We start from the raw sequence: 13917 nt of genomic DNA, 5'->3' as shown, positions 1-13917 counted from the left end.
CGATCCGGGACCGCACCCCCGCTGCAAAAGACCCCCTGCAACAGTTCACACATCGAAAGGACATGTTATGGCACAGACAAACCCGCATCCCGACAGGGGCCCCGAGGCCCGGATCGACCAGGGCTGTGACCCGGAGAGCGAAGCCGGTCCCGTATCTCTGGGCCTGCCGCCGCTGAACTGGATCGATGCGGCCACGGTGGACATTGATGGTGCGCGCTACATGCGCGATGCACAAGGGCGCCTGACACCGCTCGAGATGGTGCGCCCGCAGGACCAGTTGCAGGACGAGATGGTGCGCCGGGTCATTCATTTTGCCGGTGATCTCTCGGGGCAGATCGGGCGGTTCCGGTCCCATTGCTTTGACGAGATCGGCGGGTTTGATGCGATCCTGGAGGCCGAATATGGCGGCCATAGCCGCCGCTCGGTCAAGGGCAACCGCACCTATATGTCCTATGACGGCACCATGAAGGTGCAGGTGCAGATCGCAGATCGCATCGCCTTCGGCCCCGAATTGCAGGTGGCGCGCGACCTGGTGGAGGAATGCCTGGCCGAATGGGCCGAGGGCAGCCGCGCCGAGATCCGCACCATCGTCTCCCACGCCTTCCAGGTCGACAAGGAGGGCGAGATCGCGCGCGCCGGCATCTACAGCCTGCTGCGGCTCGATATCGCCGACGGGCGCTGGCGCAGGGCGATGGAAGCGATCCGCGATGCGATGCGGGTGGTGGGCTCGAAAACCTATATGCGCTGTTATCGCCGCGCCACCCCCGATGCGGCCTGGGAGCCGATCAGCATCGATCTGGCCAAGGCGGGCTGAGCGGTGGCGGTCTTTGGCACCCGCATGACGCGCGCCCCGCTCTCCGCCGAGGCGCGCAGGCTCATCGACGCGGCGGTGGCGGCCGGGCGGATCAGGCATATCCCCGAGGGGGTCTCCGGTCTGCCCGTCACGCGCCTGCCGATGAAGGCGCCCGAACATAAAGCGCAGCGGATGCGGATCGCGCGGCGGCAGAAGAGGTTCGAACGCGCGGCGCGCAAAGCGCAGGGCGGGGCGGCGGTGACATGACCCGCACCCGCCGATATGCCGAAGGGGACCGCGCCCGGCTGATGCGCGCGGCGCACGGGGCCTGCCGCGCCCTCGGGCTCGATGCGGACGCACGCCATGATGTGCAACTGGCTGTGACCGGCAAGGCGTCGATGCGGGACATGTCCGCCCGCGACCTGGCCCGACTACTGGCCCATCTCAACACGCTGCAGGGTGAGGCGCGGTCCGGTGCAACCGGTCATCCGTCCAGTGGACGGATGAAGCGCCGAACGGGCGGAGCCCCGGATGGCACAGGGGGCGGCCACAGGGGCGGAGCCCCGGATGGCACAGGGGGCGGCCACAGGGGCGGAGCCCCGGATGGCACAGGGGGCGGCCACAGGGGCGGTCAGAAGGGCGCCAGCGCGGCCCACCGGGACAGCCACAGCGGCGCAAACCCCCGCCCCAAAGCCAAAAGGGGCGACGTGCGCCTCATTCACGCGCTCTGGGGCGAACTGGGGCGCCGGGGCGCGCTGAAACGCCCGGGCCGCGCCGGGCTCAACGCCTTCATCCGCGCGCGCTTCGGGGCGCATTGGGCCTTTGTGCCCATCGATGTGGATGCGCTGACCGATACGGGCTGCATCACCGATGTGATCCGGTCGCTGCGCGCGATGCTGGCCCGCGCAGAGGCGCAGGCAGATGCAGATGCGGAGGTCTCCCCATGAAGATGGCACAGATGCTTTATGGCGCCCTGCTTGCGGGGCTGACCTCCATGCCGCTTCAGGCCGGACGTGCCACACCCGCACCCCCGGGTCAGCACACGCGCCAGTATACGCGCGCCGCACCGGGCGCAGGGGTCGGGCGCGCGCAGAGGCGGTGGGTTGCAAAGCTGAAGGCCAACAGGGCCATCCCGCCTGCCTCCCGCCTCACCCGCCAGCAGCGGCGCGCGCAGACGCGGATCGAGGCAAAGCGGCTTCGCCTCACCCCTGCCGAATACGGACGCCGGAAGATGGCCGCGCGGCGCATGTCGCGCGAGACGCCAGACCGGGGGGCTGCGTAATGGATAGGTCAAGCCACTTTTCGCTGCATGTCACCGAACACGCGGTGCTGCGCTGGCTCGAGCGCAGCTGGGGTGTGGATGTGGAGGGGCTGAGGGCGCGGATTGCGGCGCAGGTGCCGGGCGCGGAGGCCGCCATGCGCACCTTTGGCGAGGGCGCGGTGATCCGGGGCGGCCTGCGGTTTCATCTGCGGCGCACGGCAGATGGCACGGTCGCACTCGTCACCATAACCAACGCCCAGGCCGGGCCGATCTCGAACCGCGCCGAACGGCTGAGCCTGCGGCACCAAAGGGGTGCCCGCCGGAGACCTGAGCATTGACCCGCCCGCATCAGACTTGCGCATCCGCGCCCCTGCCGGCCTCCCTGGCCGAGATTGCCGATCACGCCGGGCGCGAGGCAGCACTTGCCATCGCGCTGGAACATGGCGGGCAGAGCTGGCGGGTGCCCGCCATGTTCCAGCGCGATCAAAGCCCCGACGGCCAGGCCCTGATCGCCCTTCTGGGTCACGCGCCTGCACAGGCGCTCATGCAGGGCTGTGGCGGTCATGTGCTGGAGGTGCCGCTGGCGCGCCGCGCGGTGGTGCTGTGGCTGGCAGGGCGCGGCATGGGAACAGGCGAGATCGCCCGCGCCTTGCGTATTGCAACCGGCACCGTGCGGCGCTACCGGCGCGAGGCGCGCAAGCCATGAGCCGGCAGGGTGCCTTCCGCCGGCCCGGGGGGCGGGCGCAGATCGCCTTTTCCGGCGGGCGCTGTACCAGGCGGAAGCGGGAGAATGTACCTAGATGAAGGATATGGATATGGAAGAACAGGACAAAAACGCCGATCCCGGCACCACAGCCCGCGCCGCCCTTCTGGAGCGGCTTTCGAGAATGGAGGATGTGGAGACGATCACCGAGGCGGTAACCACGGCGCTCATCGAGACCGGGGCAAAGGTGGAAATCCCCCAGCTCGCCTGCGGCATCGTGGAAATACAGCTTCACGGCCTCGTCGCCCACGGGGGTGATCTGAGCGCCGCCTGTCTGGCCTGGCTGGAGGCGGCGCGGGCGGTTCACAGTGAAGACTGAACGCCGCCAGCCCTGGCTTCCGGGTTTGACGCCCCCACCCCGGATGCGCCGCGTGATGATGCATGCCGATGACCGGGGGCAGGCTCCGGGCCTGATGCCCGGCTGGCGCACCGCAAAGGGCTGGCTTTTTGACATGACCGACAGTGAAGTGCGGCGCGGTGTGCCCTGTCCGGTCTGCAACGTGAAGTGCGGCGCGGTGTGCCCTGTCCGGTCTGCAACGATCCCGCACCGCCCCCGGGTATAACCAGAGCAGCGGACCATGGTCCGCTGACTGATGTGGCGCAAAGCCGCTAATGTGGGCAGGACCCTTTTGCCCGCATATCTTTCCCGGAGGCCTGCTGATGACGCCCACCCCTGAAGACTGGCAGAGCTTTGCCGCGCTCCTTGCGATCCTGGGCCTTCTGGGCGGCGCCGTGGTGGCCCTGCAGCGGCTGGGTCTTTTGCGGCGCAGCGCCTCCCCGCACCCATCCCGGTCCGGGCCCGGGGCAGATGTCACCGACCGGCTCGATCGCCACGCCGAACGGCTGACGCGGCTGGAAGGCGCGGTGGCGGGGCTGGCCAGCCGCGAGGACATTCACGCGCTGCAGCTTGCCATCGAACGCCAGGCGGGCGCGGTCTCGGAGTTGCGCACCGCCATGGAGCGCGATGCCAGGGCCGTGGGCACCCTCTCGGCCGCCATCACCCGGATCGAGGACCATCTTCTGGGAGAGAGCCGCAGATGAGCTATGCCGCAACACTGGACGCCCACCGCCGCCTGGCCATCCTCACCCATCTTTCGGCCTGTCTCGAATATGCCTCCAACTCGGAGATCCTCATGGATGTCTGCAATGGGCTGGGCATTACCACCTCGCGCGACCGGCTGGTCTCGACGCTGGCCTGGCTCAGCGAACAGGAGCTTGTGACGCTGGAGGACCATGAGGGCTTCGTTCTGGCCTCGGCCACCGCGCGCGGCGTGGATATCGCGCAAGGCCGGGCCCTCCATCCCGGCGTGAGGCGGCCCGCACCAAAGGGGCCGTGACATGCCGCGACGGCGCAAGATCGATCTTCTGCCCTCGGCCATCCGTGACTGGCTGCGCGAAGAGCTCGCCGCGCAGGGGTTTGCCGACTATGACACGATCACCGACGCGCTCAATGACCGCCTGGCCGAGAAGGGGCTGCTGGTCACGATCGGGCGCTCAACGGTGCAGCGGTTCGGCCAGGAACACCGGGAGTTCTCGCGCCTTCAGCAGGAGGCCACCGGCTGGGCGGCGGGGTGGCTGGACGAGATCGGGCTGGAAGAGGAAGCCCGCCGCCAATCGGTGCTCTTCGAGATGATCACCACCGTGGCCTTCAAGGTGATGAAAGCGCAGATGACCCGGGAGGCCGGGGAGATCGATCCGCGTGATCTGCATTTCCTGGGCCGGATGATGAAGGATGTCATGAGCTCATCGGGCTTGCGCGAGGCAATGGCCGACAAGGAACGCAAACGCCTGGCCGAGGCCGAGCGCCGCGCCGGGGGAGAACGGGCCGGGGCGGCCGCGCGCGGGGCCGGTCTCAGCCCGGATGTTGCCGCCCTGATCCGGCAGGCGGTCGAGGGTGGTGATGCATGAGGACCCTTCTGCCCTATCAATCGGCCTGGGTGGGGGACCCCGCCCCGCTGGCCGTGATCGAGAAGTCCCGCCGCATCGGGATCAGCTGGGCCGAGGCCTATCACGCGGTGATGCATGCAGGCACGGGCCGGGGCGATATCTACTATCAGAGCTACGCACGCGACATGACGCGCGGCTTCATCGACGATTGCGCGGGCTGGGCCGAGGACCTCGGCATCGCGGCCGGGGCGGCCGGCGAGGTTCTGATCCATGATGAGGGCCGCGACATCCAGGCCTTCCGGATCGCGCTGGCCTCGGGCAAACAGATCCTCGCCATGACCTCTTCCCCACGCGGGTTTCGGGGCAAGGGCCGTCCGGGCGATGTGGCGGTGATCGATGAGGCCGCCTTTGTCGACACGCTCGACGCGGTGCTGAAAGCGGCGCTTGCGTTTCTGACCTGGGGCGGCCGGGTGCGGATCATCTCCACCCATAACGGCGAGGCCAACCCGTTCAACACGCTGGTGCGCGATATCCGGGAGGCTCGCCAGCCGGGCACGCTCCACCGGGTGACACTGCGTGACGCGCTCGCTCAGGGGCTCTATGGGCGGATTGCACAGCTTACCGATCAACCGCTCACGCAGCCGGCCGAAACCGCCTGGGAGGCCGCCATCCGCGCCCAATATGGCCGCCACGGGCCGGAAGAGCTCGACTGCGTGCCTTCGGCGGGCGGCGGGGCCTGGCTGCTTTATGATCTCATCCGCGCCGCCTCACGCGACGCGCGCGCCGGAAACCCCGACCATCGCGGCTCCGGTCCCTGCTATATCGGTGTTGATGTGGCGCGCCGTCGCGACCTCTGGGTGGCCGCCGTGCTGGAAGATGATGGGGGCACGCTCTGGCTGCGCGAGATTGTCACACTGGACAACAAAACCTTTGCCGAACAGCGCGCCGAAATGCGCCGTCTTGCGCGCGCGCACCGCCCCTTGCGCATCCTGGTCGATCAGACCGGCATGGGCGAGGCGGTGGTCGAGCAGTACCAGGAAGACCATGGCGCGCTCACCGTGGAAGGGGTGCTCCTGTCGGCGGCCCGCAAGCTCGATGTGGCCGGCGCCCTGCGCGAGGCCTTCGAGGATCGCCGCATTCGCATTCCCGCCGATCCCGCGCTCTGGGATGATCTGCATTCCGTGCGCGCCGAACCCTCGGTCTCCGGGGCGCCGCGCCTTGTTGCCGACCGCAAGGACAGTGACGGGCATGCCGATCGCTTCTGGGCCCTGGCGCTCGCGGCCTTCGGAGCCGCCTCGGTGGCAGGGCCCTTCGAGATGCGGCCGGGTCCGCAACTCAGCTCCGCCGGGCTGGGCGGCGGGCCAGGCGCGGGCGCGGGCTACCGCGCCGATCCCGATCTTGACATCATCCGCTCGCCGCTGGCGGGCCCTGTTGGCTGGAGGTAAGCCATGGATCCCCGTGACAGCGATGTGCCCAAGCGCCCCGATACCGCAGAGCGGGCCGCACCGGCCCAGACCGCCCGGCTGGGCGGAACCGGCATCTGGGGTCAGACCGCAGGCTGGCTGGAAGGTCTGGGCAGCGCGCTGGCCGGCGGGCCGGGCGGCTTTGGCGCTGTCCCGGGCGATGACGCCGGACTGGACGCCGCCGAGATCGCCCTGACCGACAGCAAGGCCACCGCCGTGCTGGGCCAGCGCATCGACGGGTTGCTGGCGGCCCCCCTGACAATCGAGCCCGGCGGGACGCGCGCGCGGGACGTGGCGGCCGCCGACGATCTGCGCTTGCAGTTGGGCGGCCTCGACATGAACCGGGTCAGCCGGGCGCTTCTGCACGCGATCTGGTATGGCTATGCGATCTCCGAATGCCTTTGGGCGGTGGAGGGGCACCGCGTCCGGCTGGTCGATATCCGCAGTCGCGATCCGCGCCTCATCCGCCATGACCGGACCACGCTCGAGCCGCTGCTGATCACCCGGAGCCATCCGGCCGGGATCCCGCTGCCGCCAGCAAAATACATCCTGCACCGCACCCCGCCGCGCCATGGCGGGCAACCCTTCGGGCTGGGGGCCGCGCATTGGTGCATCTGGCCGGTCTGGCTCAAGCGGCAGGTGCTGCGCATGTGGTCGGTGGCGCTGGAGAAGTTCGGGGCGCCGGTGCTGGTGGGCAAATACAGACAGGATGCGCTGCAACCGGAGATCGATGCGCTGCTGGCAATCATGGGACAGGCGGTGACAGCCAGCTGCATCGCGCTGCCCGAGGGCCAGTCGGTGGAAACGCTGGCCGCCGCCGGTTCCGGCGGTGGAGCCGGTGGTAGAGGCTCGGGGGGCGGAGACTTCCGCTCCATGCTGTCCGCTCTGGATCGCATGATCGCCGAAGCGGTGGTGGGCCAGCACGCCACCTCCGAGATCGGCCAGCATGTGGGCACAGCCAGGGTCCAGAATGAAACCCTTCAGGCCCTCATCGCCAGTGACGAACATCGGCTTTCCGAATGCCTGCACGCCAGCGTGGCCACATGGCTCACCCACTGGAACTTTCCCGGGGCTGCCGTGCCCCGGCTTTACCGCGATACCGCGCCACCCGAGGACCTCGAGATCCGCGCAAAACGCGATTATTACATCACCCAGGCCTCCGGCCTGCGCCCCGCGCGCAGCTATATCGAAGAGACCTATGGTGGGGTCTGGGAAGAGCCGGCCCCCCGGCCCGACAGGCCGCCCGACATGTCTGATCCCACCGCAGAGTTTGCCGCGCCGCCCGGCGGCGCCCCGGGTGATGCCATCACCGGGCTGGTCGGCCATCTCATCGGCCCCGATATTGCCGCAGAGGCCGCCGCTGCCACGCTCATTCCCGTTCAGGGCGCACTGGATGAGGCGGAAACGCTTCAAGCGTTGCGCGACCGGCTGGCGGAACTGGCCACCCACCCAGCCGCCGAAGCGCTGGCCGGGCTTTACGCGCGCGCTGATTTTGCAGCCCAGCTCGCAGGCACCGCCGATGCGCCGGTGATGCCCGAAAGCGATCCGGAGGCGTGACCCCATGGCTGACCCGATCGATCTCACGCCACTGGCCACCGCCACAGCGCTTCAGCCCCGGGAAGCCATAGAGTTCTTTCGCGCCAAGGGCTACGCCCCGCCTGAAGGGCGCTATTCCTGGCGCGACTGGTGGGGCGCCTCCCATGCGCGCGGCTTCGTGGTCGCCAAGGCGATGCAGGACGATCTGCTGGCCACGATCCGCGAAGCCGTGGACGAGGCCATCGCCGGGGGCTGGACCATGGAGCAGTTCCGCGCGGCGCTGGAGCCAAAGCTCAAGGCCGCCGGATGGTGGGGCCGCAAGAGCATGACCGATCCGCTCACCGGCGAGACCCGCATCGTACAGCTTGGCTCGAAACGCCGCCTTGCCGTCATATTCGACACCAACCTGCGCACCGCATATGCCGCCGGACGCTGGATGCGCATCCAGCGCACCAAAGAGGTCTTTCCCTATCTCGAATATATCCAGCTCCAGCGCGCCAGCCGCCGCGCGGCGCATCAGCCTTTCCACGGGCTGGTTGTGCCGGTCGATCATATCTGGTGGGCCATGCATTTCCCGCCCAACGGCTATTTCTGCGCCTGTACCACCCGCCAGCTCTCCGCCCGCGCGCTGGAACGCCGGGGCCTGACCGTCGCCACCGAGCCACCAATGGAAACCCGCAGCCTGACCGATCCCCGCACCGGGCGCAGCCTTGAGGTTCCCAAGGGCATCACGCCGGGCTTTGAGACCAACCCCGGGGCCACATTCCTCGCCGAGCAGGGCCGCCATGATGCCATCGCCGAGGGCCTGGACCCGGTGGCGCGCGGCATCGAACTGGGGCTGATCCACGAAGCCCGCGCACGCGGCCTCAGAACCGGCAATGAACATCTCGCCGCCATCGATCTCGACGCCGACACCCCCGTGCGTGGCGGCAATGCCGCACCCGTGGAATGGGTGGAGGGCGCGCGAGACCGGGTCGACTTGTCTCCGGAGATGCTCGACATATTGAGAGACCCGGCCCGCCGTATCGGCGTCGTGCACAATCATCCCGATTCCGCAGCCCTGTCATCTGTTGATCTTGAGCAGCTGGAAAAGCGACCCGGCCTCGTGCGCGTCGTCGCCGTGGGCCATGATGGCTCGCTCTTCCGCGCCACCGATCCCCGCCCCGGGCTTGGCCACACCGCCAATCGCCTCTGGCAACTGGCCACGCTGCGCATCAACGAGCAAGCGGCCGGTCTCGACATGAACGCCCCCGCCATGCAGCGGCTGGCCTCCCATGCCGCCGCCAGCGCACTGGACCGCGCAGGCTACGTCAACTATGCTCACGCCATCGCCGGGGGCAGCCGCGTCAACCTGATGCGCTTTGGCGAAGACCGCATGGAGCAACTGATCGCAGGACTTCTCGAATGGCTGGTTTCCTGACATGGGAAGACCTCGAAAGGCACGGTCTCACCGAGTGCGATCCACGTGATCGCGAAGATCTCGATGATCGGCTGTTCGGTGATTTCCTCTACGATCATGAGCCAGGGCAATCCGTGGACTGGCTCCGTCAAACACTCAAATCCGGCAAACCGACCTGCGGCGCCGGATTCGCCGTGGAACTGAGATGCTCCATCGGGGCTGTCAGAAACGGCCTGCTGTTCCCCTGGGGTGCGGGCCTGCCCGAACCCGCAGAGATTCACCGATTGCGGGATTGCGTGCGCGAGGCCATTGCGCAGATCACCGCATGGGTCGAGGGTCACGGTATCGACCGCCTTGATACCCCTGAGGAAGAGGCCGCAGCCCGGCATGGATGGCCTGATGCCGTGGGCAAGGCCTGGACACCGCAATGGGACATCCTCGGGATCGAACCACCCAACTGGTGGGCCCGTTCCTGAACCGCCCCAACACAGGCCCTAAACGCATCTTCAAAGCCCCGTTAAACGCCAATGCCACGCGCTCTGACCGATCGGCGCAATCCGGGTGTTCTGGCCTGCGCAGATCGTGGAAAATCCGCCCGATTCCGGGCCCTGAAATGCGAAGAAAAAACCAGCGTTTTCCGGCGATCTGAACCACTGAGCGGTCGAGATTGGGCAAATCACTGTCGCAAGCCCGATTTTGAGCCCTCATCGTCACGCCTCCTCAAGCACCCGAAAAACCCCTTATTCTGCGCGGTTTAACGCCCCTCATCCCAGATAGGCCCGGATAGGCCCGGATAGGCCCGATTGAGCATTAATTCTGTCGGGGCACAGAAATGGGACCTCTACTGTTGTCGCGCCTTATGGAACTGAGCGAAGCGCAGGAGGGGATTCTCAACATCGCGTTCCGGGTCGCCGATGAAGAGGGTATGCCGTTGCTGGATCTCAAGGACCTTCAGGCGCTTCTGGTGTGGATTGGTGAGAACAGGGCGCAGCTGTCTCTGCGCTATGGCAATGTCTCAACGGCCTCTATCGGAGCCATTCAACGCCGTCTTTTGGTGTTGGAAAACCAAGGCGGCACTAAATTGTTTGGAGAACCCGCTCTGGATCTGGCCGATCTGATGCGAACGGATGAAAACGGGCAGGGGATGGTGAACATACTGGCCTCAGACAAGCTGATGGGGGCGCCTCGGCTTTATGCCACGTTCCTGTTGTGGCTGCTGAGTGAGCTGTTCGAGGAACTGCCCGAGGTCGGAGATCCGGAGAAGCCGAAGCTGGTGTTCTTTTTCGACGAAGCGCATCTGTTGTTTGATGATGCGCCCAAGGTACTGGTCGACAAGGTCGAGCAGGTCGCGCGCCTCATCCGCTCCAAGGGTGTTGGGGTGTATTTCATCACGCAGAACCCCGCTGACATTCCCGAGGATATTCTGGGGCAGTTGGGCAACCGGGTACAACACGCGCTACGCGCCTTTACCGCGCGGGACCGAAAGAACCTTCGTATGGCGGCGGAAACCTACCGCGAGAATCCCGCCTTCGATACCGAGGCCGCGATCCGAGAGGTGGGCGTTGGTGAGGCCGTGACCTCGATGCTGCAGAAGAAAGGCGTGCCGGGGATTGTCGAGCGGACTTTGATTCGCCCACCGGGATCGCAGCTTGGGCCGATTTCGGGATCTGAGCGTCAGGGTATCCTGCAAGCCTCACCGATGGCGGCGAAATATGACACGCCCGTCGATCGGAAATCGGCCTTTGAAATCCTGCAAGCCCGTGCGGAGGCTGCCGCCAAAGAGGCCGAGGCCGCAGAGGCGGAAGAGATCATCGAACAACAATCCCCGATGGAGCGCGAATACAGCTCGGCCCGCCGGTATTCAGGTGCCCGGGTTGGGCGTTCAACGTCTCGGGTAGTGCGTAAGAAAGATACTTTTGCGACGGCTATGAGTGAAGCCGTCATCAAAGAGCTGAAGGGAACAACCGGCCGTCGCATCGTGCGGGGAATTCTAGGCGGGTTGTTCCGAAATCGCTGATCGGAGGCGCCCAGCACAAGGCGCCAACCGGCTTACTTCAGGCGGCGCTGTCCTTCCTGACGGCAATAGGCATCAGCTTGTTTGACCGACATCTTTGTGGCCGGGAAATCAATTGCTCGGTCCCAGGTCACACGATCATGTCGGTAAAGCTGACAGGTTACGACGCCCTGCGGAGTGTTAACCTGAACAGGAGTGGTCTCAAGGTCTTCGGGCGACGGTATACAAGCCGTCAGCGCGGCCAGAACCGGCAGCATGACAACGGCTTTGGTGATAAGTGTTTTTGTCAATCGGCATTGAATAATGACCCCCCATCGGCGTCCAAATTTGACCCCCCTTGGAGCTAAGAGGGGCGTTGAGGGGGTCGTGTTTAGGTTGATTCAGGAGGGGGTGGACAGCAGGTCAAACCGAAAAGAGAGCGTAGCTCGACTGAAGGTTTGACCTGCTGTCTGTTTTGAATTTATTCCCCGATTTCGAGGTTAGTCGCGGTGGTTAATTCGCCAGCTTTCGTTCCCGGTTTCGATGATATCGCAATGGTGTGTCAGTCGATCCAGGAGAGCAGTGGTCATTTTGGCATCTGTGAACACACTCGGCCATTCAGCAAATGCGAGGTTGGTTGTTAGCAGAATAGACGTTCGCTCGTACAGTTTGCTGATGAGATGGAAGAGTAATCGTCCACCAGACTCTGCGAACGGCAGATAACCGAGTTCGTCTATAATCACGAGGTCGACGCGGATCAGCTGCTCGCTGAGCCGCCCGGCGTTGCCTTCGCGATGTTCAGCCTCCAGCTTGTTCGCGAGATCCACAGCGCTGAAGAACCTGACCCGCCGGCGGTTATTGACCGCGTGGCCCCCGATCGCTGTTGCGAGATGCGTTTTGCCCGATCCGGTTCCACCGACCAGCACGCCATTCCTGGCCTGGTCCATAAAATCGCCGTCATGAAGATTGCGCACGACTTCCTCGTTGACGGGGCTGACCGTGAAGTCGAACTCAGGTAAGGACTTGCAGACCGGGAACTTTGCGGCACCCATCTGATACCGGATCGAGCGCGCAGTCTTTTCGGCCAGTTCGGCCGTGAGGAGTTCGGCCACGACCTGTTGGGGCCGCCAGTTGTTTTTGGCTGCGGCCTGCATCACTTCGTCAAAGCAGTTGACGATGCCTGGCAACTTCAGTTGACGGGCAAGTTCGAGAATTTCCTTACGCAGTTGCATGGGAGCCTCCAAGCCTGTCATAGCGAGCGCAATCCGCGATCGGTGCCATTTTCAGCTGCAGGTGGGCAGGCGGCTCAATCGCCTTTGGCGGCGGGGGATTGGTGCGCCGAGAGACAATGTTCAGGATCGCATCGGCCTTGCGCAGGCCAGATTTTAGAGCTTCTTCGCAGGCAGCCTCGACCACATCAATGTCGTGCTGGTAAGCAGCGAAAAGAATATCGGCAAGTTGCCGGTCTCCGTCGGATGTGCCCCGCAGATGGGTCCAGATCTGCGTCATTGCCGGTGGTAGGTCCCAGTCACGGAACGGTGCTCCATTGCGCAGAGCGCCAGGCTTGCGCTTGAGGACGGGCACATAGTGCCAAGGGTTGAAGATCGTTTTTCCTCGGCCGAAGCACCGTTCGTGCTCTCCGACAATCTCACCGTCTTGGCGCAGGACAATCCGCGTGGCGTAGACCTGCAACTGGACCTGACGTCCAACAGCTCTTGCCTCAACGCTGTATTTGTTTCTTTCGAAGTTGATCAGGCAGGTTCGGCTCACGGCGACCGTCTTTTCACGGAACCCGACGAAGGGCTTCTGCAGATGCGTCAGCAGCGGCTTTTCCTGCTGGAACTCCTCCCAGACCGTCACCTCCAGGTTTTCCGGATGCCGCAGTTCTTTTGCGCGTTTGATCGCGTCTTTTTGCAGCCGGGCATTCAATTCATCGAAGTCGGCCACCTCCAGACGCGGTGTAAAACTATAGGCGCGGCTCTCCTTGACCAGATTCTCAACCTGACCCTTCTCCCAACCGGCCGCGCGCGTACAGGCGATCGGGTTCACCAGATGATGAGAACACATCCGGGAGAATGCCTTGTTGAACTTTCTTTCCTTGCCCGACAGGATCGCATCGACGGCGGTCGTCATGTTATCGTAGATCCCGTTGATGCAGCCTCCACCAAAGAATTTGAAGGCCTCGTCGTGGGCATCAAAGACCATCTCCTGCGTCTCGCGCGGATAGGCAATGGAGAATGGCATGCGGCTATGGCAAAGTTTGAAATGGGCAACCTTCACGGTCGTGAGTGCACCGTCCATCAAAACCGTCTCCACACTCCAGTCGAACTGGTACGCCTCCCCAGGATCAAAGATCAGCGGGATGAACGCCTGCGCCTGTTGTCGGCCGTGCGCAATGCGCCAATTCTTTGTGTAGCGTCGAACACTGTCATACCCGCCGCCAAAACCATCATCGGAGAGTTCCTTCCAGATTTTGGTCATCCGCTTGCGGTGTTTCTTCGGAAGCGCCTCGTTCTCCTCAAGCGTTTCATCCAGACGCGCGCGCCAAGGCCCGAGCACCGGGTATGGCTGCGATTTGCGCTCATATTTGAACTCCGTCACTCCCGATCGGATTATCTTTCGAACCGTTGCACGGCTCAAATTGAGCGAACGGCAAATTTCCTTGATGCTCTTTTTTTCGATCAGGTGTAAGCGACGCACTTTTCTAATAGTTTCCACGCAAATCATCCCGCTTGCCTCTCCATCGACTGCTCAATGAAAAGGATGTCTACAACCATAGGGAGGGGTCAAATTTGGACGCCGATTTCCCCGCTTAGGGGGTC

At 64.8% G+C, this 13917-nt stretch carries 18 protein-coding genes and 1 pseudogene; 16 read left to right on the top strand and 3 right to left on the bottom strand.

What is annotated here, in order from left to right:
* The first annotated feature begins 67 nt into the window (after positions 1–67).
* The 16 genes and pseudogenes from ACOERD_RS02265 to ACOERD_RS02190 form a co-directional block, all read left to right on the top strand.
* Positions 68–814, top strand: coding sequence for a DUF3164 family protein (locus ACOERD_RS02265; RefSeq protein ID WP_419737797.1), 747 nt, complete (start codon positions 68–70; stop codon positions 812–814).
* Positions 815–838: 24 nt separating this feature from the next.
* Entirely contained in the window at positions 839–1060 is a 222-nt protein-coding gene (locus ACOERD_RS02260) for a hypothetical protein (RefSeq protein ID WP_419737796.1), read from the top strand.
* The gene (locus tag ACOERD_RS02255) at positions 1057–1740 is read left to right on the top strand and encodes a hypothetical protein (RefSeq protein WP_419737911.1); all 684 of its coding nucleotides are present in this window, start codon (positions 1057–1059) and stop codon (positions 1738–1740) included. Before ACOERD_RS02260 ends, ACOERD_RS02255 begins: the two co-directional genes overlap by 4 nt.
* On the top strand, positions 1737–2075 hold the full coding sequence (locus tag ACOERD_RS02250; protein ID WP_419737794.1) for a hypothetical protein: 339 nt from the start codon (positions 1737–1739) through the stop codon (positions 2073–2075). Before ACOERD_RS02255 ends, ACOERD_RS02250 begins: the two co-directional genes overlap by 4 nt.
* On the top strand, positions 2075–2392 hold the full coding sequence (locus tag ACOERD_RS02245) for a hypothetical protein (RefSeq protein WP_419737793.1): 318 nt from the start codon (positions 2075–2077) through the stop codon (positions 2390–2392). The genes ACOERD_RS02250 and ACOERD_RS02245 overlap by 1 nt, the downstream gene beginning before the upstream one ends.
* Positions 2389–2760, top strand: coding sequence for a hypothetical protein (locus ACOERD_RS02240; RefSeq protein ID WP_419737910.1), 372 nt, complete (start codon positions 2389–2391; stop codon positions 2758–2760). The genes ACOERD_RS02245 and ACOERD_RS02240 overlap by 4 nt, the downstream gene beginning before the upstream one ends.
* Before the next feature lie 94 nt (positions 2761–2854).
* Positions 2855–3136, top strand: a complete 282-nt coding sequence (locus ACOERD_RS02235) for a hypothetical protein (protein ID WP_419737791.1) — start codon at positions 2855–2857, stop codon at positions 3134–3136.
* Positions 3126–3380, top strand: a complete 255-nt coding sequence (locus ACOERD_RS02230; protein WP_419737909.1) for a hypothetical protein — start codon at positions 3126–3128, stop codon at positions 3378–3380. The genes ACOERD_RS02235 and ACOERD_RS02230 overlap by 11 nt, the downstream gene beginning before the upstream one ends.
* A 49-nt stretch (positions 3381–3429) precedes the next feature.
* Positions 3430–3858 (top strand): hypothetical protein, encoded by a 429-nt coding sequence (locus tag ACOERD_RS02225; RefSeq protein WP_419737789.1) that lies wholly within the window; start codon positions 3430–3432, stop codon positions 3856–3858.
* Positions 3855–4154 carry a hypothetical protein gene (locus tag ACOERD_RS02220; RefSeq protein WP_419737723.1) on the top strand — a complete coding sequence of 100 codons (300 nt, stop codon included), beginning with the start codon at positions 3855–3857 and terminating at the stop codon, positions 4152–4154. The genes ACOERD_RS02225 and ACOERD_RS02220 overlap by 4 nt, the downstream gene beginning before the upstream one ends.
* Before the next feature lies 1 nt (position 4155).
* Complete coding sequence (locus ACOERD_RS02215; RefSeq protein ID WP_419737724.1) at positions 4156–4725, top strand: phage protein Gp27 family protein; 570 nt, start codon at positions 4156–4158, stop codon at positions 4723–4725.
* Positions 4722–6149, top strand: a complete 1428-nt coding sequence (locus ACOERD_RS02210; RefSeq protein ID WP_419737788.1) for a hypothetical protein — start codon at positions 4722–4724, stop codon at positions 6147–6149. Before ACOERD_RS02215 ends, ACOERD_RS02210 begins: the two co-directional genes overlap by 4 nt.
* A gap of 3 nt (positions 6150–6152) precedes the next feature.
* The gene (locus ACOERD_RS02205; protein WP_419737908.1) at positions 6153–7724 is read left to right on the top strand and encodes a phage portal protein family protein; all 1572 of its coding nucleotides are present in this window, start codon (positions 6153–6155) and stop codon (positions 7722–7724) included.
* A 172-nt stretch (positions 7725–7896) separates the two neighbouring features.
* Positions 7897–9123: a phage minor head protein gene (locus ACOERD_RS02200; RefSeq protein WP_419737907.1), complete on the top strand. Its 1227-nt coding sequence runs from the start codon at positions 7897–7899 to the stop codon at positions 9121–9123.
* Positions 9108–9578, top strand: coding sequence for a hypothetical protein (locus ACOERD_RS02195; protein WP_419737906.1), 471 nt, complete (start codon positions 9108–9110; stop codon positions 9576–9578). Before ACOERD_RS02200 ends, ACOERD_RS02195 begins: the two co-directional genes overlap by 16 nt.
* A gap of 353 nt (positions 9579–9931) precedes the next feature.
* Positions 9932–11119, top strand: a pseudogene (locus ACOERD_RS02190) (helicase HerA-like domain-containing protein); the annotation flags it as partial.
* 32 nt (positions 11120–11151) lie between these two features.
* Here the strand turns inward: ACOERD_RS02190 and ACOERD_RS02185 are convergent.
* The 3 genes from ACOERD_RS02185 to istA all read right to left on the bottom strand — a co-directional run bounded on the left by ACOERD_RS02185 (position 11152) and on the right by istA (position 13822).
* Positions 11152–11406, bottom strand: a complete 255-nt coding sequence (locus ACOERD_RS02185; RefSeq protein ID WP_419737905.1) for a hypothetical protein — start codon at positions 11404–11406, stop codon at positions 11152–11154.
* 189 nt (positions 11407–11595) lie between these two features.
* A complete protein-coding gene (gene istB / locus ACOERD_RS02180) occupies positions 11596–12327 on the bottom strand; it encodes an IS21-like element helper ATPase IstB (RefSeq protein ID WP_419737606.1) in 732 nt (243 codons plus the stop codon).
* Positions 12314–13822 (bottom strand): IS21 family transposase, encoded by a 1509-nt coding sequence (gene istA / locus ACOERD_RS02175; RefSeq protein WP_419737605.1) that lies wholly within the window; start codon positions 13820–13822, stop codon positions 12314–12316. The genes istB and istA overlap by 14 nt, the downstream gene beginning before the upstream one ends.
* Positions 13823–13917: the final 95 nt, after the last annotated feature.

The organism is Ruegeria sp. (genome assembly GCF_965199275.1).
Classification (GTDB): Bacteria; Pseudomonadota; Alphaproteobacteria; order Rhodobacterales; family Rhodobacteraceae; genus Ruegeria.
This window is presented reverse-complemented; position numbering and strand designations above follow the sequence as displayed.